Annotated in this window: 19 protein-coding genes; 13 read left to right on the top strand and 6 right to left on the bottom strand. The window is 52.3% G+C overall.

The features are described 5' to 3' along the window. The first annotated feature begins 42 nt into the window (after positions 1–42). The 3 genes from coaBC (at position 43) to slmA (ending at position 2464) form a co-directional block, all read left to right on the top strand. Positions 43–1260, top strand: coding sequence for a bifunctional phosphopantothenoylcysteine decarboxylase/phosphopantothenate--cysteine ligase CoaBC (gene coaBC / locus KWG64_RS21920; RefSeq protein ID WP_218523152.1), 1218 nt, complete (start codon positions 43–45; stop codon positions 1258–1260). Beyond that, positions 1238–1696, top strand: coding sequence for a dUTP diphosphatase (gene dut, locus KWG64_RS21915; RefSeq protein WP_013577627.1), 459 nt, complete (start codon positions 1238–1240; stop codon positions 1694–1696). Before coaBC ends, dut begins: the two co-directional genes overlap by 23 nt. Before the next feature lie 171 nt (positions 1697–1867). Continuing rightward, positions 1868–2464, top strand: coding sequence for a nucleoid occlusion factor SlmA (gene slmA, locus KWG64_RS21910; RefSeq protein WP_101079931.1), 597 nt, complete (start codon positions 1868–1870; stop codon positions 2462–2464). A 69-nt stretch (positions 2465–2533) separates the two neighbouring features. On the opposite strand, the gene pyrE is transcribed toward slmA, so the two are convergent. After that, positions 2534–3175 carry an orotate phosphoribosyltransferase gene (gene pyrE / locus KWG64_RS21905; protein ID WP_195816121.1) on the bottom strand — a complete coding sequence of 214 codons (642 nt, stop codon included), beginning with the start codon at positions 3173–3175 and terminating at the stop codon, positions 2534–2536. 85 nt (positions 3176–3260) lie between these two features. Next, positions 3261–3977 (bottom strand): ribonuclease PH, encoded by a 717-nt coding sequence (gene rph / locus KWG64_RS21900; protein ID WP_101079933.1) that lies wholly within the window; start codon positions 3975–3977, stop codon positions 3261–3263. A 126-nt stretch (positions 3978–4103) separates the two neighbouring features. On the opposite strand from rph, the gene KWG64_RS21895 reads away from it, so the two are divergent. After that, on the top strand, positions 4104–4967 hold the full coding sequence (locus tag KWG64_RS21895) for a YicC/YloC family endoribonuclease (RefSeq protein ID WP_195816120.1): 864 nt from the start codon (positions 4104–4106) through the stop codon (positions 4965–4967). Between the two features lie 89 nt (positions 4968–5056). On the opposite strand, the gene fabF is transcribed toward KWG64_RS21895, so the two are convergent. Beyond that, the gene (gene fabF / locus KWG64_RS21890) at positions 5057–6331 is read right to left on the bottom strand and encodes a beta-ketoacyl-ACP synthase II (RefSeq protein ID WP_195816119.1); all 1275 of its coding nucleotides are present in this window, start codon (positions 6329–6331) and stop codon (positions 5057–5059) included. 139 nt (positions 6332–6470) lie between these two features. Then, positions 6471–7091 carry a TetR/AcrR family transcriptional regulator gene (locus KWG64_RS21885; RefSeq protein WP_218523120.1) on the bottom strand — a complete coding sequence of 207 codons (621 nt, stop codon included), beginning with the start codon at positions 7089–7091 and terminating at the stop codon, positions 6471–6473. A gap of 344 nt (positions 7092–7435) precedes the next feature. On the opposite strand from KWG64_RS21885, the gene KWG64_RS21880 reads away from it, so the two are divergent. Beyond that, entirely contained in the window at positions 7436–8053 is a 618-nt protein-coding gene (locus KWG64_RS21880; RefSeq protein WP_195816117.1) for a trimeric intracellular cation channel family protein, read from the top strand. Positions 8054–8074: 21 nt separating this feature from the next. Here the strand turns inward: KWG64_RS21880 and ligB are convergent, their stop codons facing one another. Next, complete coding sequence (ligB, locus tag KWG64_RS21875; protein WP_218523119.1) at positions 8075–9772, bottom strand: NAD-dependent DNA ligase LigB; 1698 nt, start codon at positions 9770–9772, stop codon at positions 8075–8077. A gap of 278 nt (positions 9773–10050) precedes the next feature. Here ligB and gmk point away from each other — a divergent pair, with 278 nt between their 5' ends. The 8 genes from gmk to KWG64_RS21835 all read left to right on the top strand — a co-directional run bounded on the left by gmk (position 10051) and on the right by KWG64_RS21835 (position 20990). After that, positions 10051–10674, top strand: a complete 624-nt coding sequence (gene gmk / locus KWG64_RS21870) for a guanylate kinase (RefSeq protein WP_104923929.1) — start codon at positions 10051–10053, stop codon at positions 10672–10674. 54 nt (positions 10675–10728) lie between these two features. Further along, entirely contained in the window at positions 10729–11004 is a 276-nt protein-coding gene (gene rpoZ, locus KWG64_RS21865) for a DNA-directed RNA polymerase subunit omega (RefSeq protein WP_015699238.1), read from the top strand. 19 nt (positions 11005–11023) lie between these two features. Further along, positions 11024–13132: a bifunctional GTP diphosphokinase/guanosine-3',5'-bis pyrophosphate 3'-pyrophosphohydrolase gene (spoT, locus tag KWG64_RS21860; protein WP_218523118.1), complete on the top strand. Its 2109-nt coding sequence runs from the start codon at positions 11024–11026 to the stop codon at positions 13130–13132. A gap of 5 nt (positions 13133–13137) precedes the next feature. After that, positions 13138–13836 carry a tRNA (guanosine(18)-2'-O)-methyltransferase TrmH gene (gene trmH, locus KWG64_RS21855; RefSeq protein ID WP_195816115.1) on the top strand — a complete coding sequence of 233 codons (699 nt, stop codon included), beginning with the start codon at positions 13138–13140 and terminating at the stop codon, positions 13834–13836. After that, complete coding sequence (gene recG / locus KWG64_RS21850) at positions 13833–15914, top strand: ATP-dependent DNA helicase RecG (RefSeq protein WP_218523117.1); 2082 nt, start codon at positions 13833–13835, stop codon at positions 15912–15914. Before trmH ends, recG begins: the two co-directional genes overlap by 4 nt. Positions 15915–16160: 246 nt before the next feature. Next, positions 16161–17486: a PTS sugar transporter subunit IIC gene (locus tag KWG64_RS21845; RefSeq protein WP_195825804.1), complete on the top strand. Its 1326-nt coding sequence runs from the start codon at positions 16161–16163 to the stop codon at positions 17484–17486. A 266-nt stretch (positions 17487–17752) separates the two neighbouring features. Beyond that, positions 17753–19144, top strand: a complete 1392-nt coding sequence (locus KWG64_RS21840) for a uracil-xanthine permease family protein (RefSeq protein ID WP_218523116.1) — start codon at positions 17753–17755, stop codon at positions 19142–19144. A gap of 154 nt (positions 19145–19298) precedes the next feature. Next, the gene (locus tag KWG64_RS21835) at positions 19299–20990 is read left to right on the top strand and encodes an AsmA family protein (RefSeq protein WP_218523115.1); all 1692 of its coding nucleotides are present in this window, start codon (positions 19299–19301) and stop codon (positions 20988–20990) included. 69 nt (positions 20991–21059) lie between these two features. Here KWG64_RS21835 and fabY read toward each other — a convergent pair whose 3' ends face one another. Further along, the gene (fabY, locus tag KWG64_RS21830; RefSeq protein WP_218523114.1) at positions 21060–21992 is read right to left on the bottom strand and encodes a fatty acid biosynthesis protein FabY; all 933 of its coding nucleotides are present in this window, start codon (positions 21990–21992) and stop codon (positions 21060–21062) included. Between the last annotated feature and the right edge of the window lie 6 nt (positions 21993–21998).

Raw genomic sequence — 21998 nt, 5'->3', positions numbered from 1 at the left:
CTAAAATGTCGCTTCTTTCGGCTTACAACCAATCGGACAATGATGATGACGGGACTTTCCGGCAAACATATTGTGCTCGGTATCAGCGGTGGTATCGCTGCCTATAAAGCACCAGAACTGGTACGTCGCTTACGTGAAAGAGGCGCAGAAGTACGCGTGGTCATGACGCAAGCGGCGAAATCCTTTGTGACTCCCCTGAGCCTGCAGGCCGTTTCTGGCTACCCGGTTTCTGATGACCTCCTTGATCCGGCTGCCGAAGCGGCAATGGGGCATATTGAGCTGGGCAAATGGGCTGACTTAGTTCTGATTGCTCCCGCCACGGCTGATTTACTGGCACGAATGAATGCCGGTATGGCGAATGACCTGCTGACAACCGTCTGTCTGGCAACTGCCGCGCCCGTTGCCGTTTTGCCAGCTATGAACCAGCAAATGTATCGCGCTGCCGTCACTCAGGAGAACCTGGAAAAACTGGCCGCACGCGGCACGTTAATCTGGGGGCCCGACAGCGGAAGCCAGGCCTGTGGCGATATCGGCCCGGGCCGCATGCTCGATCCGCTGGTGATAGTCGATTTAGCCAATACCCATTTTTCTGCACGTAAAGATCTGGCGCATCTGAATATCATGGTTACCGCAGGCCCGACGCGCGAAGCGCTCGACCCGGTACGTTTTATCAGCAACCACAGTTCAGGAAAGATGGGATTCGCCATCGCCAAAGCGGCTGCTGACCGTGGCGCACAGGTCACGCTGATTGCGGGTCCTGTATCACAACCGACACCGCCGAATGTCCGCCGCATTGACGTCGAAAGCGCGCTGGATATGCAAAAATCTGTGCAACTTTCCGCCGCTTCACAGCAGATTTTCATCTCCTGCGCAGCCGTCGCGGATTACCGTGCAGAGTTAGTTGCTGAAGAAAAAATCAAAAAACAAGGTGATGAAATCACTGTAAAAATGGTCAAAAATCCCGATATTGTGGCAGGCGTTGCCGCTATGACGGAAAACCGGCCCTATGTCGTGGGGTTTGCCGCAGAAACCCAGAATGTGGAAGAATACGCGCGGCAAAAAAGGATCCGTAAGAATCTGGATCTGATTTGCGCTAACGACGTTTCACTTGCCGGGCACGGTTTCAATACTGATACCAATGCCTTGCATCTTTTTTGGCAGGACGGGGATAAAATCTTACCGCTCAGCGATAAGTCCCTGCTTGGTCAACGTTTATTAGAAGAGATTGTCAGCCGTTATGATGAAAAAAATCGACATTAAAATTCTCGACCCGCGCATCGGTTCGACTTTCCCTTTACCTGCCTACGCAACGCCGGGCTCCGCAGGTCTTGATTTGCGCGCCTGCCTGGACGCATCTGTAGAACTGAAACCGGGCGAAACGACGTTGCTGCCAACCGGTCTGGCTATCCATATCGGTGATGCAAATCTGGCGGCGGTTATCCTGCCACGTTCAGGTTTGGGCCATAAACACGGCGTCGTTCTGGGCAACCTGGTCGGTCTTATCGATTCCGATTATCAGGGCCAGTTGATGGTTTCCGTCTGGAACCGTGGTCAGACAACATTTGTGATCGAGCCGGGCGAGCGTATTGCTCAAATGGTCTTTGTGCCAGTGGTTCAGGCAGAATTCAATCTGGTGGAAGATTTTGACGCCAGTGAACGCGGTGAAGGTGGTTTTGGCCACTCGGGCCGTCAATAAGAACCTGTTCAGCACCGCAGATTTTGACGCGATATTGAACAGATCCTTATCACTATCAGACCGTAACAACACCAAGGGAACGAAATAAGCCGCAGGATCACAGCGATTCATGCGGCAGTTGTGCGGTTTCTCCATGATTTTAGCCGTTTTTTAGCAAGGGTCTATTCAGACATGGCAGAGAAAGAAACGACAAAAAGGAACCGGCGCGAAGAGATTTTGCAGGCGTTAGCGCAAATGCTTCAGTCCAGCGATGGCAGCCAGCGGATCACTACCGCAAAACTCGCCGCCAGCGTAGGCGTTTCGGAAGCAGCTCTTTACCGTCATTTTCCCAGTAAGACGCGGATGTTTGACAGCTTAATCGAGTTTATCGAAGATAGCCTGATCACCCGTATCAATCTTATCCTCCAGGATGAGAAAGATACGTTAAACCGAATCCGTCTGATTTTACTGCTGATTTTAGGTTTTGCCGAACGCAATCCGGGGCTTACCCGTATTATGACCGGTCACGCACTGATGTTCGAACAAGACCGCCTGCAAGGCCGCATCAACCAGCTTTTTGAGCGGATTGAAGCGCAACTGCGACAGGTACTGCGGGAAAAGAAAATGCGTGAGGGCAGTGGATTCGCCAGTGATGAAACCCTTCTCGCCAGTCAGTTGCTGGCATTTTGCGAGGGGATGTTGTCGCGGTTTGTGCGTTCAGAATTTAAGTATCGTCCGACTCAGGACTTTGATACCCGCTGGCCACTGATTTCTGCTCAGCTGCAATAACGTCAATTTTCAGCACGGTTACAGATGCAAAAAAGGGCCGGAAGGCCCTTTTTCATTTCACGGGAATGATTACACGCCGTACGTTTGCTGATACGCGCGCACAGCCGCCAGATGGTCAGCCATTTCCGCTTTCTCTTCCAGATATTCAATCAAATCCGCCAGCGTAATAATTGAAATCACCTTGCAGTGATAATCACGCTCAACTTCCTGAATCGCCGAAATATCCGCGCGGCCACGTTCCTGACGATCCAGAGAAATCAGCACGCCCGCCAGCGTCGCGCTGTGAGCATTGATGATTTCCATGGATTCACGGATAGCTGTACCGGCGGTAATCACATCATCAACCAGCATGACGCGGCCCTGAAGCGGGCTGCCCACCAGTAAACCGCCTTCACCGTGATCTTTGGCTTCTTTGCGGTTGAAACAATACGGTACATCGCGGTCATGGTGCTCAGCCAGTGCGACGGCGGTGGTTGTCGCGATCGGAATCCCTTTATAGGCCGGGCCGAAAACTAAATCGAAATCAATTTTTGAATCCATCAATGCTTCAGCGTAAAAACGTCCCAGTAACGCCAGATCACGGCCAGTATTAAACAAACCGGCATTGAAGAAGTAAGGACTGATGCGCCCGGACTTCAGGGTAAACTCGCCGAATTTCAAAACCTGTTTGTTCAGTGCGAACTCAATAAACTGGCGCTGATAGGCTTTCATTGATGGTCTCCTCGTTAACGTCTTATATCTGCAATTGTCAGCCCGCAGGCCATAAAAAAGGCGACTTCTCAGTCGCCTTAAAAAATTATTCCGCCAGCGCCGCTTTCTGCGCCTGGAAGATAGTGTCGATCCCCTCTCGTGCGAGGGAAAGTAAAGTGAGTAGTTCTTCGTGGCTGAACGGCTCGCCTTCGGCGGTACCCTGTACTTCAATCATGCGGCCATCTTCCATCATGACCACGTTCATGTCCGTTTCGGCAGCGGAGTCCTCGACATACTCGAGGTCGCACAGCGCTTCACCTTTCACAATACCGACGGAAACGGCAGCAACCATCCCTTTCATCGGATTGGCTTTCAGTTTACCCGCAGCCACCAGCGCGTTCAGTGCATCCGCCAGCGCCACACAGGCACCGGAGATAGACGCAGTACGCGTGCCGCCATCAGCCTGCAAAACATCGCAGTCCAGCGTGATGGTGAATTCACCCAGTTTTTTGAGATCCACTGCCGCACGCAATGAGCGGGCAATCAGACGCTGAATTTCAAGAGTACGACCGCCTTGTTTGCCTTTCGCGGCTTCACGCGCATTACGGCTGTGCGTGGAGCGCGGCAGCATGCCATATTCAGCCGTGATCCAACCTTGTCCCTGACCTTTCAGGAAACGCGGAACGCCTTCTTCGACCGTCGCGGTACACAGCACTTTGGTATCACCAAACTCCACCAGCACGGAACCTTCAGCGTGTTTAGTGTAATGGCGGGTCAGTGTTACGGGGCGTACTTGTTGTGCATTTCTGCCTGCTGGACGCATGGATAGTTCTCCGGGTCGCGAATCGTGTTTGGCTGCGCATTATACGGACTTCGCGAGGTAATGCCTATCATGACCCGCTTACCGGGGCTATAATCGCTGCATCTTTACATTAACAGGTACGCATACATGATCCGTAGTATGACCGCTTATGCCCGACGCGAAATTAAGGGTGACTGGGGCAGCGCCGCGTGGGAACTTCGCTCGGTAAACCAACGTTATCTCGAAACTTACATCCGTCTGCCAGAGCAATTTCGCAGCCTGGAGCCGGTTATTCGCGAGCGCATTCGTGCCCGTCTGACACGGGGTAAAGTCGAATGTAATCTGCGTTTTGATCTCGATCCGGGCGCGCAAAGCACTTTGCAGCTGAATGAAAAACTGGCGAAACAGCTGGTTGAAGCGGCGCAATGGGTAAAAATGCAAAGCGACGAAGGCGAAATTAATCCGCTGGAAGTTCTGCGCTGGCCGGGTGTAATGCTGGCCGAAGAACAGGATCTGGATGCAATCAGCACCGAACTACTGCTGGCGCTGGATACCGCGCTGGACGACTTTATCAGCGCGCGCGAAAGCGAAGGTGCTGCGCTGAAAACGCTGATTGAACAACGTCTCGACGGCGTCAGCGGTGAAGTCGTGAAAGTCCGCGCCCAGATGCCCAATATCCTGCAATGGCAGCGCGAACGTCTGGTGAGTAAACTGGAAGACGCGCAGGTTCAGCTGGAAAATACCCGCCTGGAACAGGAACTGGTATTGATGGCGCAGCGTATTGATGTGGCAGAAGAGCTCGACAGACTGGAAGCGCACGTTAAGGAAACGCATAAAATCATGAAGAAAGAAGAGGCGGTCGGTCGTCGTCTTGATTTCATGATGCAGGAATTTAACCGCGAGTCGAACACACTGGCATCCAAATCGATCAATGCCGATGTCACAACTTCAGCCATCGAGCTGAAAGTGCTTATCGAACAAATGCGCGAACAGATTCAGAACATCGAGTAAATCATCTGTTCTGATGCAATAAAAAACGCCTCCGGTCAGCCTGACCAGAGGCGTTTTTTTATGCTTTAGCTCTGAAAATCAGAAAGAAATTAATCTTCCCAACGTTTCAGGAGTACACAAGCATTCACACCACCAAAACCAAAGCCGTTGGACAGCGCGTAAGTAATGCCGTGCTTCTGCGCCGTGTTGCCAACGATGTTCAGGCCTTCTGCCGCGGCATCTTTGTTTTCAAGGTTCAGCGTTGGCGGGACGATTTGATCGCGCACAGCCAGGATGGTGAAGATAGTTTCCAGACCGCCCGCAGCGCCCAGCAAATGGCCGGTTGCAGATTTGGTGGATGTTACCGCCAGCTTCCCGTCGGTACCGAACAGGGTTTTAATCGCGTTAATTTCACCTAAATCACCCACCGGCGTAGAGGTCGCATGCGCATTCAAATGCTGCACGTCTGAAGGCTGAATACCCGCCTGACGCAAAGCAATTTTCATCGCACGGCCCGCGCCGTTGCCGTCTTCCGCACCGGAGGTCATGTGATAAGCGTCGCCGCTGGTACCGTAACCGACGATCTCAGCAAGAATTTTTGCGCCACGCGCTTTCGCATGTTCCAGTTCTTCGATAACCAGCATGCCTGCGCCTTCGCCCATCACAAAGCCGTCACGGGCGCTGTCAAATGGACGGGATGCTTTTTCCGGATGATCTTCATGGCCGGCAGACATCGCTTTTGCCGCTGCAAAACCACCCAAGCTCACGGTATCGATAGCCGCTTCAGCGCCACCACACAGTGCAACATCAGCTTCATCATTGCGAATCAAACGAACCGCATCGCCGATTGCCTGAACACCCGCCGCACACGCGGTAACTGGCGCACCGATTGGGCCTTTGAACTGGTGTTTAATGGAAACCTGACCGGAAGCCAGATTCACCAGGAATGAAGGAATGGTGAACGGGGATAAACGCTTAGCACCGCGGCTGTCGTTGGTGCGCACAGCATGTGCAATCGCCGGGAAACCCCCGATACCAGAACCGATGACGGTTGCAGTACGTTCCTGCTGTTCAGCGGTTTCCGCTTTCCAGCCTGAATTCGCAATCGCCATATCGGCGGCTGCCATGGCGAAAAGAATGAAACGGTCCATTTTCTTCTGGTCTTTCGGCACAACAAACAGGTCAGGGTCGAAACCCGATTCAGGATCCTGTTCTTTAGTTTGTACCTGACCGCCAATTTTCACCGACAGCGTTTCAACAATTTCTTCCGGCAAAACGCGGATACCAGACTGACCGGCCAGCAGGCGCTTCCAGATAGTTTCGATATCACAGCCCAGAGGACTCACAGCCCCCATGCCGGTAATAACCACTCGACGATGAGTCATAAAACTTTCCTCTCTGTCTGTTGAAGACATAAGTTTCTGCTGAAACTTCCACCAGCGGGCAGAAACGATTTAATTAAAGGCTGACAGTATGTGACGAATTACGATTTTGTAAACCCGTAACTCAAAATTTTTGTCGCGACTATTTAGCCAGGCTACGCAGAACCAGACCGGTAATGGCCTGAACGCGTTCTTCCAGTTGCTCCGGCGTTTTTTGTTCCAGCAACAGCGGGTGAGAGAACGGAGTCGTCACGCTGGTGATGGCCATACAGACCTCATCCAGAGGCGTCTTACGTTCAAATTCGCCAGACTCACGCCCGTCATTGACTATTTTTTCAACGATGGCATACATCATAGCCCGGTGATTTAGCGTAGATTTCCAATGCTGTGCCGAAGCTGTCGCAGCCAGGTCGTGCAACTTTCGATCCTGAAAGAAGAGATCCAGACTACGTGTTAACAACGTCTTAAAAATTGAACGCAGGCGCAGAGTTGCACTTTGGTCGCTCTGAGCAATCAGCAGCAAAGCCTGATCAATCTGACCGACTCGCTGGGAACAGATTGCTTCACCAATCGCCTGTTTTGACTCAAAAAACTTGTAAATATAAGCACTTGAAACACCGATTGATTTCGCCAGATCCGCCACAGACGTTTTGGCATAACCATACAGACGAAAGTGCTCAAATGCCGCATCAATAATTTGTTCGCGCCGTTCGTGTTCGGCTGGTCCACGCTGAGTTAACGCAACCGGAATTTCGGGCTTCATACACTCCTCCGGACAGATAAAACCATTGGGTTTTGCGTCTTTTAGTGACGATTTTAAATAATCGTAACTTAAAAATAGACACTTTTCATCTTTATGGAAGAAACCCATCAGGAAGAAAACGAAAGAAGGATGAACAAACTGGCATGCGATATCTGTTTTTCTAATCTAAAATAAGCCAGAATCCTTCCCGATCCTTTTGTTTAGCCTGAGTTATGTGTAAATCGCATTATTTTTAATAATCCGAAATAAGATGCAAAAGAAAAACTCAATCGAGAGTTTATGAAAAGCTCATTACTCTACGCGGCTCCTGCTTTCTCACTTACTGATTTGTCCGGCGAACATTCATGTTACTCACAGTTCTTTATATTATTGGGATCACCGCAGAAGCCATGACCGGTGCTCTGGCGGCCGGGCGTCGTAAAATGGACTCTTTTGGCGTCATTATTATCGCAGCGGCGACTGCCATTGGTGGCGGATCTGTTCGTGACATGTTGCTCGGGCACTATCCTTTAGGTTGGGTTAAGCATCCGGAATACATCGTCATTGTGGCCGTTGCTGCCATTATGACGACCTGGCTGGCCCCACTGATGCAACATCTTCGCCGGCTATTTCTTGTGCTTGATGCCGTAGGCCTGGTGGTGTTTTCAATCATCGGGACGCAGGTTGCGCTTGATATGGGCCACGGCGCCATTATTGCTTCAGTCTGTGCAGTGATTACCGGCGTTTTCGGCGGCGTACTGAGGGATATGATGTGTAATCAGATCCCGCTGGTTTTCCAGAAAGAAATCTACGCCGGGATCTCTTTCGCCTCCGCCTGGGTTTATATCGGCCTGCAATACCTCGCATTGCCGCACAACCTGGTGGTGATCATCACCCTGCTTGTCGGTTTTACCGCACGCCTTATCGCGCTGCGCTTTCGCCTCGGGCTGCCGGTTTTCAACTACCCGCACTCAGACCATTAAGTTATCGGCTGGCTTTGTGCGCTACTGAAAAGCAGGCAGTTCTGCCTGCTTTAGCCGCCCGGCGAGCGCCACAACCTGAGGGTGATGGATAAAGTCGTAAACCTGACGGGCCCGTTTTTGCCCAACTCCGGCCAATGTTTCCCACTCACCTGAAGTAAGTTGTTCCAGCTGGCGCCAGTTTTGCCTTTGCTCCGCAAACTTCAGGGCAAAGGTAGGAAAACCCAATGCTGACAGCCAGTGTCTGAAACCTTTATCCCGTGCCAGCTGGATTTGCGCCAACAGCTTCTGCGCCTGCTTAACACTAATTCCCGGCACAGCCGCCATGTCCTTCTCATTCAGATTTAACCACGCCACCAGTGAGTCAGCCGGGATCCTCTCGAACAACTTTTGCCACGTCGCACCACCAAATCCGGCCATATCTAATCCTTCAGGACCACTGAGCCAGACAAGGCGCGAGAGAAATTGCTGCGCGCAACCGGGTTCCGGAGTGAAACAAGAAAGCGCATCATATTGTTGTGGATCAGGAAGGTTTATTTCGGGGCGTTCGCTCACGCGCCACGTGACATCATCAAGGCGCGGGATCCCCTGACCGGCCAGACTGATAGCCACCTGATCACCGGGCAACACATCCCATGCTTTAAAGCGGGCAACCGAGCCTACACTGACTTTACTCACCGATTTATCGTCCAGTTTCAGCGGCTTCAGGTTCAGAATTACGGTGACTTTTCCACTTCGCCCCGTGGTTGTTGTAATTCCGGAGACTTCCGTGAGTTGTCTTGCGGGCGGGTATTTCCACGCAACGGCCCATGCGGCGGGTTTATTGATCCAGTATTTTCCGGCTGGCTCTTCTTGCTGGCGGATCACCACGCCGTCGGTCGCAAAAGGCAGCGGCTGGAGAAACCAGGCATCACGCCATTTCGATACATCTTCCACCGAGTTAACTGCAAGTGTGAATTGAGAAACTTCAGGGAACCCTAAAGCACTAAGTTTTTGGAGATGTTCCTGCATGTCGGCAGGCCCGTCAGGCCATGACCAGATGAAGATGCCAAGTTGACTAAGCTGATCGGACACCGAATTTCGCATCATGGCACCCGCCACTTTCGATCTCGCATTCATGCCACCTTCAACACTTTGTTGATGACCGGTCATCTTCAGGTACAGCTCGCCCTGCAATACCAGTTCCGGGCTTGTATCGGCAATATTGAGTGGAATTGACGGAATGGAAGCCGCTTTAACCGTCCAGTTCTGGCCTTTGACGCCATCGCCCCGGCTTAACAGAGCCGCCAGTTTGCCATGCCGGTAAATCAGCGAAACGGCCACACCATCGACTTTAGGCTGTACCCAGAGATTTTTACGGCCGCGCATCCAGTCTGATACAGCCTGTTTATCACGTAATTTATTGAGCCCGGTATGAGCGACAGGGTGAGTAATGATGACGTCATCGCCACCCGGTACCGTGAGCTCAGGCAATGGCAATCCGGCGCACTGCAACCACTTACTCTGCTTCTGTCGCAGGTTATCGTAAACAGAATCTTCGATCGGGCTGCTTCCGGATTCATGGTACGCCTTGTCCCACTGAGCCAGTTGCTCCGAAAGCTTATGTGTTTCCCTGTTCAGCTGCGCCGCTGACCACGCAGGACAATCCTGCGGGAATATCTCACCGGCAACCGTTGGGAAAATAAAACAGAACACACTGATAAAAAGAATGAAACGGCGCATAAGCACCTCCTTGTGAGCGCCAGTAAACGTTGTCGATATTTTATCTGCCAGTGCCAATGTTCGTTCTTGCGAGATGCTTTCTTGGTTATTTCATTCGTTGCTGTAATACAAAGAAATTTTGGAATGCAGCGCGTAATTCCACAAAGTGGGGCTGTTTTCCCGAGCTTAGTTACGATGAAATACGTCGGAACGCTGCACCGAATGCGGCGAGCGTGTATACTGTGCGAGAGATCACTCTTCGCATACTTCCTATCAACCCAATCAGTTGAAACGTCATCATGGTTCAAGGCACGCTATATATTGTCTCCGCCCCGAGTGGAGCAGGTAAATCAAGTCTGATTCAGGCTTTACTGAAGACACAACCGCTCTACGACACACAGGTTTCTATTTCCCATACCACCCGTACAGAACGTCCGGGCGAGAAACATGGCGAGCACTACTTCTTTGTCTCTAAAGAAGAGTTTCGCGAGATGATTGAACGTGATGCCTTTTTAGAACACGCAGAAGTTTTCGGGAATTATTACGGGACTTCACGTGAAACCATTGAGCAGGTTTTGGCGTCTGGTGTTGACGTTTTCCTGGATATCGACTGGCAAGGTGCTCAGCAGATCAGGAAAAGAATGCCGCAGGCACGCAGTATTTTCGTATTGCCGCCATCAAAAGATGAGCTTGACCGTCGCCTGCGTGGCCGGGGTCAGGACAGCGAAGAAGTCATCGCAAAACGTATGGCGCAGGCTGTTGCAGAAATGACGCACTTTGCCGAATACGACTATTTAATTGTGAATGATGATTTTGATCTGGCTTTATCGGATTTAAAAACGATTATTCGCGCCGAACGTCTGCGTCTGAGCCGTCAACGGCTCCGTCATGACGGATTAATCACCAAACTATTGGCAGACTGAAGTCACTTTCAGTATTATGCCCAGTCTTTCGTCACCCTGTGGAGTAGCACATATATGGCACGCGTAACTGTTCAAGACGCTGTTGAGAAAATTGGTAACCGTTTTGACCTGGTGTTGGTGGCTGCTCGTCGCGCACGCCAGCTGCAATCTGGTGGTAAAGATCCACTGGTCGCTGAAGAAAACGATAAATTCACTGTTATTGCCCTGCGCGAAATTGAAGAAGGCCTGATCACGAATCAGATCCTCGACGTTCGTGACCGTCAGGAACAGCAAGAGCAGGAAGCCGCAGAGATTCAGGCAGTGACTGCCATCGCTGAAGGTCGTCGTTAATTAACGAAACGGATCTCACTTGTATATCTTTGAAAGCCTGAATCAACTGATTCAAAAATACCTGCCGGAGGAGCAAATTAAGCGCCTCGTGCAGGCTTACCTCGTGGCGCGGGACGCGCATGAGGGGCAAACACGCTCCAGCGGTGAGCCTTATATCACTCACCCGGTAGCCGTGGCATGTATTTTGGCTGAAATGAGGCTCGATCATGAGACTCTGATGGCGGCGTTATTACACGACGTTATCGAAGACACGCCTGCAACCTACCAGGATATGGAACAACTGTTTGGCAAAAGCGTTGCTGAACTGGTTGAAGGCGTTTCAAAGTTAGACAAGCTGAAATTCCGCGATAAGAAAGAAGCACAGGCGGAAAACTTCCGCAAAATGGTCATGGCGATGGTGCAAGACATCCGCGTCATTTTGATCAAACTCGCCGACCGTACCCACAATATGCGCACGCTGGGCTCTCTTCGCCCGGATAAACGTCGCCGCATCGCCCGCGAAACGCTGGAAATTTACAGCCCGCTGGCACACCGTTTAGGTATTCACCATCTGAAAACCGAGCTCGAAGAGCTGGGCTTCGAAGCACTCTATCCAAACCGTTATCGCGTCATCAAAGAAGTGGTGAAAGCCGCGCGTGGTAACCGTAAAGAGATGATCCAAAAAATCCTCTCTGAGATAGAAGGCCGTTTAACCGAAGCCGGTATTCAGTGCCGTGTAAGCGGTCGCGAAAAACACCTGTATTCGATCTATTGCAAAATGCACCTGAAAGAACAGCGTTTCCATTCCATTATGGATATCTACGCGTTCCGGGTGATCGTTAAAGAACTCGATACCTGTTACCGCGTGTTGGGCCAGGCGCACAGCCTGTACAAACCGCGTCCGGGTCGGGTTAAAGATTACATCGCCATCCCTAAAGCCAACGGCTATCAATCTCTGCATACCTCTTTAATCGGCCCGCACGGTGTTCCGGTTGAGGTACAAATCCGTACCGAAGATATGGATCAGATGGCAGAGATGGGGGTTGCGGCACACTGGGCTTATAAAGAGAACAGTGAAACCAGCACGACGGCGCAGATTCGTGCCCAGCGCTGGTTGCAAAGCCTGCTCGAACTGCAACAGAGCGCAGGCAACTCATTTGAATTTATCGAGAGCGTGAAATCGGATCTGTTCCCGGACGAGATTTACGTCTTCACGCCGGAAGGCCGTATTGTCGAATTGCCTGCGGGTGCGACACCGGTCGACTTCGCGTACGCCGTGCATACCGATATCGGCCATGCCTGCGTCGGCGCCCGTGTAGATCGCCAGCCTTATCCGCTCTCGCAGCCGCTGAGCAGCGGCCAGACAATTGAAATCATTACCGCGCCGGGCGCCCGCCCGAATGCGGCATGGCTCAACTTTGTCGTCAGCTCACGCGCTCGCGCCAAAATTCGTCAGATGCTCAAGAACCTGAAACGTGATGATTCCGTTTCGCTCGGTCGACGTCTGCTGAACCATGCGCTGGGCGCCGGTAAGAAACTGTCAGACATTCCGCCAGAAAATATCAAAAACGAACTCGACCGCATGAAGCTCGCGGCGATGGACGATTTGCTGGCTGAAATTGGTCTCGGTAACGCCATGAGCGTTGTCGTGGCTAAAAATCTGATGGGTGATCAGTCTTCGATGGCAACATCGGGTACACGCAATCTGCCAATCAAAGGCGCAGACGGCGTGCTGATTACCTTCGCGAAATGCTGCCGCCCTATTCCGGGTGACCCGATTATTGCTCACGTGAGCCCGGGTAAAGGACTGGTTATTCATCACGAATCCTGTCGTAACATTCGCGGTTATCAGAAAGAACCTGAGAAATTCATGGCTGTTGACTGGGACGATCACCAGGAAACCGATCAGGAATTTATCGCGGAAATTAAAGTCGACATGTTCAACCATCAGGGCGCTCTGGCAAATCTGACCGCTGCGATTAACGCCGCGCAGTCAAACATCCAGAGCCTGAGCACTGAAGAAAAAGACGGCCGTGTATACAGTGCCTTTATCCGCCTGACGACCCGCGACCGCGTTCATCTGGCGAATATCATGCGTAAAATTCGTATCATGCCGGACGTCATCAAAGTTACCCGCAACCGAAACTGATTGTTATGACCCCAGAACGTTATGCGCGCATCCGCGAAATGCTTGCGGCCCGACAGCCAGACCTGACGGTCTGCATGGAACAGGTGCATAAACCGCATAACGTTTCTGCTGTCATCCGGACCGCCGACGCCGTCGGTGTTCACCAAATCCACGCCGTCTGGCCAACGACCCGAATGAAGACGCTGGTGTCTTCCGCTGCGGGCAGTAACAGCTGGGTTCAGGTCAAAACGCACAAAACTATTCAGGATGCCGTCGCCAAAATGAAGGCGCAAGGTATGCAGATTCTTGCGACCAATTTGTCTGAAAAAGCCGTCGATTTCCGCGCGATTGATTACACCCGCCCGACCTGCATTTTGCTGGGGCAGGAAAAAACCGGTATTACTCCCGAAGCGCTGGCTCTTGCAGACAGCGATATCATTATTCCGATGATCGGGATGGTACAGTCGCTGAATGTGTCTGTGGCCTCCGCTTTAATCCTGTACGAAGCACAGCGCCAGCGTGAGAATGCCGGAATGTATACTCGCGAGAACAGCGTTTTAAGTGAGAAAGAACAGCAACGGCTACTCTTTGAAGGTGGCTATCCGGTCTTATCTCATGTGGCGCAACGTAAGAAATTACCGCGTCCGTTCATTGATGAAAATGGTCAAATTATTGCTGACGAGGAATGGTGGTCAGCGATGCAAATGACGGTGAAAAAAAGATGAAAGGCCGCCTGCTCGACGCCATCCCGCTCACGTCGCTCTCCGGCGTGGGAGCCAGTCAGGCAGACAAACTCGCTAAACTCGGTCTTGAAACTATTCAGGATCTGCTGCTTCACCTTCCCCTGCGTTACGAAGACCGCACCCGTCTGTACACCATCAATGATTTATTGCCGGGCATCTTTGCGACCGTTGAAGGCGAAGTGCTGCGAAGTGACATCAGTTTCGGCCGTCGCAGAATGCTGACCTGCCAGATAAGCGATGGCACTGGTTTGCTGACATTGCGATTTTTCAACTTCAACGCCGCCATGAAAAATAGCCTGGCTGCTGGCCGCCGCGTGACGGCTTATGGCGAAATCAAACGCGGCACGCACGGCGCTGAAATTATTCATCCGGAATACCGTATTCAGGGCGAAAACAGCGAAGTTGTTTTGCAGGAATCGCTGACGCCGGTTTATCCGACAACGGAAGGCATCCGTCAGGCCACGCTGCGTAAACTGACCGATCAGGCGCTGGAATTACTCGATACCGTGCCTATTGCGGAACTGTTGCCGGAAGAACTGAGCCGTTCGCTAATTCCGCTTCCACAGGCGCTTCATTTACTGCACCGGCCGCCGCCAGATATTCAGCTGGCCGATCTGGAGAAAGGGCATCATCCGGCACAACGCCGTCTGATTATGGAAGAGTTGCTGGCACACAATCTCAGCATGCTGGCCGTTCGCGCCGGCACGCAAAGCTATAAAGCCATGCCGCTGCATCATGACGATCGCCTGAAAAATCAGTTCCTGGCCTCTTTGCCGTTCAGCCCGACCGGCGCACAACAGCGCGTGGTGGCTGAAATCGAACAGGATTTAGCTAAAAGCTATCCGATGATGCGTCTGGTTCAGGGCGACGTAGGTTCAGGTAAAACGCTGGTAGCAGCACTTGCTGCGCTTTGTGCAATTGCGCAGGGTCAGCAGGTCGGGCTGATGGCACCCACCGAATTACTCGCCGAGCAGCACGCTAATAATTTCCGTCAGTGGTTCGAACCGCTGGGAATTCAGGTCGGATGGCTGGCCGGAAAACAAAAAGGCAAAGCCAGACAGGCGCAGCAGGATGCGATTGCCAGTGGCCAGGTTTCGATGGTCGTCGGGACTCACGCGATATTTCAGGAACAGGTTCTGTTCTCCTCATTATCTCTGGTGATCATTGATGAACAACACCGCTTTGGTGTCCATCAGCGGCTGGCATTGTGGGAGAAAGGTCTGCAACAGGGCTTCCATCCGCATCAGCTGATCATGACCGCAACGCCAATCCCGCGAACGCTGGCGATGACCGCTTACGCCGATCTGGATACGTCGGTCATCGACGAACTTCCGCCCGGGAGAACGCCGGTAACAACCGTTGCGATCCCTGATACGCGCCGCAGCGATATCATCAGCCGCGTGAAAAGCGCCTGCGAGCAGGAAAACCGTCAGGCTTACTGGGTTTGTACGCTGATTGAAGAATCCGAAATGCTGGAAGCTCAGGCGGCGGAAGCCACATGGGAAGGGCTGAAAGAAGCGCTGCCTGCGCTGAATATCGGGCTGGTTCATGGCCGGATGAAAGCACAGGAAAAGCAGGCCGTCATGCAGGCGTTCAAACAGGGCGAAGTGCAGCTTCTGGTGGCGACAACCGTCATTGAAGTGGGCGTCGACGTGCCCAACGCCAGCCTGATGATCATCGAAAACCCGGAACGCCTCGGGCTGGCGCAGTTACACCAGTTGCGTGGCCGCGTCGGACGTGGTGCTGTCGCTTCTCACTGCGTGTTGTTGTACAAAACACCACTGAGCAAAACAGCGCAGAAGCGCTTGCAGGTTTTACGCGACAGCAACGATGGTTTTGTGATTGCTCAGCAGGATTTAGAAATCCGCGGGCCGGGTGAATTACTGGGCACGCGCCAGACAGGTAGCGCTGAATTTAAAGTCGCTGATTTGCTGCGCGATCAGGCCATGATCCCCGAAGTACAGCGCATTGCGCGGTATCTTCAGCAGCAATTTCCCGATCATGCCAAGGCGCTGATTGAGCGCTGGTTGCCGGAAAGAGTGCGTTATACTAACGCATAATTCTTATGCTTTTCGACTTTCGTTTTTCTCTCTGAAACGCCAAAACATTATTGAAAATGATGGTTTGGCTTCAATGTATTAACCCGACTTTTGCTCATTTCCGCCTCAAAACTATTAAGTCTTCTGGTTATTTGATGACCTTCACAGACTGGGGCAAAGTCGGTAACCGGTTTCACATCCCGCCACTACACTGATGATAATTAAGGCAAGCCTGTCAGATCCCCTCACCATAAGGCCAATATCATCATGAGTATCAGCCAGTCCCTCTTTGATTTTATAGAACAGAAAATCAGCCCGTTTGCGGCCCGGTTATCTTCTCAGCGCCATGTCATGGCGGTGCGCGACGGGTTTATTTCAGCAATGCCGTTTATGATTGTGGGGTCCTTTTTGCTGGTGTTTGTACATCCACCTTTCTCTCCTGAATCCTCATGGGGATTTGCCCGAAGCTGGCTGGAACTGTCGGCAAAATATGAAGTACAGATTCTGACACCGTTTAATATGACGATGGGGATTATGTCGATCTACATCGCTGCGGCCATTGCCTACAACCTGGCGCGAAGCTACAAACTTGACCCGTTTATGACCGCGATGCTGTCGCTGATGTCTTTTCTGCTGGTGGCTGCGCCTCAGATTGATGAAAAAATGTCGACAGCAGCACTGGGCGGCGTGGGGATTTTCACCGCAATTCTGGTGGCGATTTATGTGACCGAGCTGACACGCTTGCTGAAAAAATACAATATTGGCATACGGCTACCTGAACAGGTTCCTTCCAATATTAAGCATTCATTCGATCTGCTGATCCCGATTATTGCCGTTGTGATTACGCTGTTCCCGCTGAGTTTGCTGGTGCAGTCGGGCTTCGACATGCTGTTACCGCAGGCAATTATGGCGCTGTTCGAGCCGTTGATTTCCGCCGCTGACTCCCTGCCCGCCGTACTTCTGGCGGTACTGATTTGCCACTTGCTGTGGTTCGCCGGTATTCATGGTTCGGCTATCGTGTCGGGGATGTTGCAGGCTTTTTGGCTGACCAATCTGGGGTTGAATCAGACTGATCTCGCCGCCGGTTTGCCGATGACGCACATCATGACCGAAGCATTTTGGAACTTCCTGATCGTGATCGGCGGCTCCGGTGCCACCATCGGGCTGGTCTTGCTGTTTTGCCGCAGTAAATCGGCGCATCTGCGCACCATGGGAAAACTTAGCCTGGTACCGAGTTGTTTTAACATCAATGAGCCGGTGATCTTTGGTACGCCGATCGTCATGAACCCGGTCTTTTTCATTCCGTTCCTTCTCGCACCGATGGTTAACGCCGTGATTGCCTACTGCGCTGTCTCGACTAATCTTCTTCCGCACATGATTTCACTGGTTCCCTGGACATCTCCCGCACCGATTGGCGCGGCATGGGCGATGGGCTGGGATTTCAAAGTCTCGATTCTGGTGATCATGCTGATGCTGCTTTCGATGGTGATTTACTATCCGTTCTTCAAGGTTTACGAAAAGCAGTTGCTGACGCAGGAAAAGGCAGCGGAAGCTGAAGCGGTATTTACGGAAAAAGCAGAGGCCACTCAGTAAGCGGTAAGTGAAGAAACAGAAAGCCTGAAACTGGCGCCGTGGCTTTTATCCCGGCGCCTGTTTAGCGTCAGTCACCCACCGGAATTACCCGATTTTCCGTACAAAACGGAACAAGACCTTCTCAGAAAAAACCTCAGCCGGGCAAACAGTTCATAAAAGATTTTTTAACGAAGATTTCACAGTTTAAATTGTCGTTAGCAAACGTTTGCTTTTGTCGCGCATTTCAATAAAAATGCCCGCTTTGCCGCTTATTGGAATGCCATAACATGAGTTCGCAAACCACAGAACAAGACTCGCAGCAACCCGACCTTTCCCGCCAGACAAAAAGTGAACTGATTTACCGGCTCGAAGATCGTCCGCCAATTCCTCAGACTCTCTTTGCCGCCTGTCAGCATTTACTGGCGATGTTTGTCGCGGTGATTACCCCCGCATTACTGATTTGTCAGGCGCTGGGTTTACCTGCACAGGACACTCAGCACATCATCAGCATGTCGCTGTTTGCTTCAGGTCTGGCTTCCATTCTGCAAATTAAAACCTGGGGTCCCGTCGGTTCCGGCCTGCTTTCAATTCAGGGCACCAGCTTTAACTTTGTTTCACCGTTGATTATGGGCGGTCTGGCGCTGAAAAACGGCGGCGCTGACGTTCCGACAATGATGGCCGCACTGTTCGGCACATTGATGCTGGCGTCCTGCACCGAAATCGTTTTGTCGCGATTTTTGCACCTTGCACGCCGCGTCATCACCCCGCTGGTTTCCGGCATCGTCGTCATGATTATCGGTCTTTCGCTGATTCAGGTCGGGCTGACGTCAATTGGTGGCGGCTATGCGGCGATGAGTAATCATACGTTCGGCGCGCCTAAAAACCTGATTCTGGCTGCCGTCGTTCTGGTGGTTATCATTCTGCTCAACCGCCAGCGTAATCCGTATATGCGCGTCGCTTCTCTGGTTATCGCCATGGCGGTAGGGTATCTGGCGGCCTGGATGATGGGCATGTTGCCTGACGTGGCGCCAGCCGCACAGAGCAACTGGATTACGTTACCGACGCCGTTGTATTACGGCCTTGGCTTCGACTGGAATCTGCTCATCCCGCTGATGCTTATCTTTATGGTGACGTCGCTGGAAACCATCGGTGATATCACTGCGACATCTGACGTTTCCGAGCAGCCGGTAAGTGGCTCTCTGTACATGAAGCGCATCAAAGGCGGCGTACTGGCTAACGGCCTGAACTCAATGCTGTCAGCCGTATTCAATACCTTCCCTAACTCCTGTTTCGGCCAGAACAACGGCGTGATTCAGCTGACCGGCGTAGCCAGTCGTTATGTTGGTTTTGTGGTTGCGCTGATGCTGATCGTACTGGGGCTTTTCCCTGCGGTTGCCGGGTTCGTGCAGCACATTCCTGAGCCTGTTTTAGGCGGTGCAACCATCGTGATGTTCGGTACGATTGCCGCTTCCGGCGTGCGCATTGTTTCCCGAGAGCGCCTGAACCGCCGCGCGATAATGATCATGGCGCTTTCACTGGCCGTCGGCATGGGCGTTTCCCAGCAGCCGCTGATCCTGCAATTCGCGCCAGACTGGATTAAAACGCTGCTGTCTTCCGGCATCGCGGCAGGCGGGATTACTGCGATAGTTCTGAATCTGGTTTTCCCTCACGAAAAGTAATCACGGGATGTAATCCACGTGCAACAGCGGCAGCGGGTCTGGAACCCCTGCCGCTTTTTATTGTCTCCCTTCTGCTAACCTGTTGAGAAAAGTCGCTGTTTGCGGCATAAACAAAGAATCTTTTTTCCTTTTTCCCGTTACAGGGCTCCAGACGATGAGATTTATCGGTAAAATTTTGCTGACGTTCGCCTTACTTCTGGTGCTGGCGATCGTACTGGTGTACGTCCTATTACAAACCCGCTGGGCTGCCGGCTGGGGCAGCCGCTGGATAAGCGACAACAGCGAGTACCGGCTCTCGCTAGAAAAGCTGGATCACAACTGGTCATCGCCTGGCCGCATCACGCTGACGAATGTCATCTTCGGGCAAAAAAATCAGCCTGAAATTCTGAACGCCGGAGAAGTGGATCTTGATTTGAGCTGGCGTCAGATTACTGACCCTTACTTTTTCGATCACGTTGTTCTGGCCAATGGCCGTCTGAACGTTAGCCCTTCAGCCATCAAGCTGCCCTTACAGGCCAATACTTTGCAACTGAGCAAGATGGCACTGACCGGAAATACCGCAGGCCTTGATATTCAGGGGCAGCAAATCAACGCCGGTATTTCGCCGTGGCAGCCGAAACCGAATCAGCTTCTGGGTGATAAAGCGGATTTCCAGCTGAGCGCATCGAACCTGACCGTGAACGGGCTGCCGGCTGAGAACGTGCTGATTCAGGGCAATATCAACAACAAGAATCTGACACTGAGTAATTTCGGTGGCGATCTGGCGCGCGGTCAGCTGACTGGTAAAGCGACGCAGGCCGCTGACGGCAGCTGGAATATCGAGAATCTGCGTCTGAGCAATGTCCGCCTGCAAACGTCAAAATCGCTTTCTGCATTCTTTGATGATTTCCAGACATTGCCGAAAGTGACGATTCAGCGCCTGGATCTGATCGATGCCCGGCTGCAAGGCACTGACTGGGCTTTCAGCGATGTCGACCTTTCCGTGCAAGACCTGACGCTGGAGAAAGGTGACTGGCAAAGCGATGACGGCGAAATCACGCTGAACGCGACGGACATGATTGACGGTAATCTGCATATTCAGGATCCAATCATCAGCCTCGACCTTTCCCCGCAGGGGATTTCCATCAAACAGGCCACCGCACGCTGGGAGCGTAGCTTGTTGAGAACGACCGGTAACTGGCTGCGCGCGAACAAACGTCTGCAACTGGATGAGCTTTCCGTTGCCGGGCTGGAATACACGCTGCCTCAGAACTGGAAACAACTCTGGATTCAGGCGCTGCCTGCTCCGCTGGCCGAAATTTCTGTCAGCCGGTTCATCGCTAACCGTAACCTGATTATCGATATCAACCCGCAATTCCCGTTCCAAATCACAGCGCTTGATGGTTTGGGCAGTAATTTGTTGCTGGCGCGTGACCATCAGTGGGGAGTCTGGGGCGGGAAGCTGAATCTCAACGCCAGTGAAGCGACGTTCAACCGTAATGATGTTCGCCGCCCTTCCATAACGCTGGATGCGAACGACAGTCAGGTGAATATTTCCGAGCTGAGCGCCTTCACCAAAGAAGGATTACTGGAAGCGACGGCAACGGTAGATCAGCAACCACAGCGCCATTTCTCCATGAAAATGAGCGGACGTGCGGTGCCGGCAAATGAGCTGGAAAACTGGGGATGGCCGCACCTGGCGCTGGACGGTAATGCCAATATGCAGCTCAATTTGCAAGGCCAAATGCCCGCCAATGTCGATTTCAAACCGACGCTCAGAGGCACTTTGCAGGTTACCGGCAGCAACGGACAGACATTGAATCAGCAAATGGTTAACGGGCTGGTTTCAGGCGCTGCGCCGGAATAATTAATTCCGCATCTGAACGTAAAAAGGCACCGTTTGCACGGTGCCTTTTTGTTTTTTACGGAAAGCGAATCAGTTGATTTCAGGTTCCAGCGGCGCGCTGGGAGCGGCGGGAAGAACCAGATAAGTACCTTCAAATACTGCGCCATCAGTTTCGTCGCCGTATAAATTCACTTCAAGCTGCACGCGCGCTTTGCGTCCGCGGGCCAGCCGGTCAAGGTCGCCCCGGACAGAGCCCAAATCGGCGATGGCACGCGGTCTGCCGGTCACCGGCGTGCTGTAACGGATATGTGCATCGGCCAGCACGATAGTGCCGCCCAGATGGCGCTCACGCAGCAATAACCAGATGAGCCCCCAGCCAGTCAGTGTGGCCAGCGAGAACAAGCTGCCTGCAAACAAGGTGTGATGAGGATTCTGATTGCCCGTTTCCGGCATCGTGGTTACGAATCTCTGGCCAGTGTACTGGCTGATACGCACACCCATTTTTTCACTCAGCGGGATGTGATCGTACCAGGCCTGCTGCAACTGACCGCACCAGTCCGGGCGATGCAAAATATCGTCCAGCGTTTCAATGGGTTTGATCATCAGGAAATGGCGAACCGGCGTCGTTTGCGGCGTGGTGATTTCGCCCTGATTCACAAAACCCAGCTTGGCGAAGAATTCCACGGCATCTTCACGCGCGCTACACACCACACGCTTCACGCCTTCCTGACGGGCGACAGACTCCAGCGTCATCGCCACCAGCGTCCCCAATCCTTTGTCCTGTACATTCGGATCAACGGCCAGAAAACGGATTGAAGCCTCGTTATCGGCATTAATATATAAACGACCTACCGCAACCGGATCGCCGTTTTCATCCACAACCATCTGGTGATGCGCAATCGAATCGTAGGCATCACGTTCTGAACCTTCCGGCTGATGCAACGGCTTGCGCAGCATTTCCCAGCGGAATCGGTAATAGGCGGCCAGCTCTTTTTCGGTCGTCGGTACTCTCAGGTGATACATAGATGC

Source organism: Rahnella sp. PD12R, assembly GCF_019200965.1.
Classification (GTDB): domain Bacteria; phylum Pseudomonadota; class Gammaproteobacteria; order Enterobacterales; family Enterobacteriaceae; genus Rahnella; species Rahnella laticis.
The sequence above is the reverse complement of the archived record's forward strand: the minus strand, read 5'-3'. Positions and strand labels throughout refer to the sequence as shown.

Excerpts from the sequence above, each read along its gene's own strand:
- KWG64_RS21840 (WP_218523116.1), top strand. The coding sequence starts at position 17,753 with ATGAGTTCGCAAACCACAGAACAAGACTCGCAGCAACCCGACCTTTCC.
- trmH (WP_195816115.1), top strand. The coding sequence starts at position 13,138 with ATGACCCCAGAACGTTATGCGCGCATCCGCGAAATGCTTGCGGCCCGA.
- gmk (WP_104923929.1), top strand. The coding sequence starts at position 10,051 with ATGGTTCAAGGCACGCTATATATTGTCTCCGCCCCGAGTGGAGCAGGT.
- fabY (WP_218523114.1), bottom strand. The coding sequence starts at position 21,992 with ATGTATCACCTGAGAGTACCGACGACCGAAAAAGAGCTGGCCGCCTAT.
- KWG64_RS21835 (WP_218523115.1), top strand. The coding sequence starts at position 19,299 with ATGAGATTTATCGGTAAAATTTTGCTGACGTTCGCCTTACTTCTGGTG.
- dut (WP_013577627.1), top strand. The coding sequence starts at position 1,238 with ATGATGAAAAAAATCGACATTAAAATTCTCGACCCGCGCATCGGTTCG.
- rph (WP_101079933.1), bottom strand. The coding sequence starts at position 3,977 with ATGCGTCCAGCAGGCAGAAATGCACAACAAGTACGCCCCGTAACACTG.
- KWG64_RS21895 (WP_195816120.1), top strand. The coding sequence starts at position 4,104 with ATGATCCGTAGTATGACCGCTTATGCCCGACGCGAAATTAAGGGTGAC.
- ligB (WP_218523119.1), bottom strand. The coding sequence starts at position 9,772 with ATGCGCCGTTTCATTCTTTTTATCAGTGTGTTCTGTTTTATTTTCCCA.
- rpoZ (WP_015699238.1), top strand. The coding sequence starts at position 10,729 with ATGGCACGCGTAACTGTTCAAGACGCTGTTGAGAAAATTGGTAACCGT.
- fabF (WP_195816119.1), bottom strand. The coding sequence starts at position 6,331 with ATGACTCATCGTCGAGTGGTTATTACCGGCATGGGGGCTGTGAGTCCT.
- pyrE (WP_195816121.1), bottom strand. The coding sequence starts at position 3,175 with ATGAAAGCCTATCAGCGCCAGTTTATTGAGTTCGCACTGAACAAACAG.
- coaBC (WP_218523152.1), top strand. The coding sequence starts at position 43 with ATGATGACGGGACTTTCCGGCAAACATATTGTGCTCGGTATCAGCGGT.
- KWG64_RS21880 (WP_195816117.1), top strand. The coding sequence starts at position 7,436 with ATGTTACTCACAGTTCTTTATATTATTGGGATCACCGCAGAAGCCATG.
- KWG64_RS21845 (WP_195825804.1), top strand. The coding sequence starts at position 16,161 with ATGAGTATCAGCCAGTCCCTCTTTGATTTTATAGAACAGAAAATCAGC.
- recG (WP_218523117.1), top strand. The coding sequence starts at position 13,833 with ATGAAAGGCCGCCTGCTCGACGCCATCCCGCTCACGTCGCTCTCCGGC.
- slmA (WP_101079931.1), top strand. The coding sequence starts at position 1,868 with ATGGCAGAGAAAGAAACGACAAAAAGGAACCGGCGCGAAGAGATTTTG.
- KWG64_RS21885 (WP_218523120.1), bottom strand. The coding sequence starts at position 7,091 with ATGAAGCCCGAAATTCCGGTTGCGTTAACTCAGCGTGGACCAGCCGAA.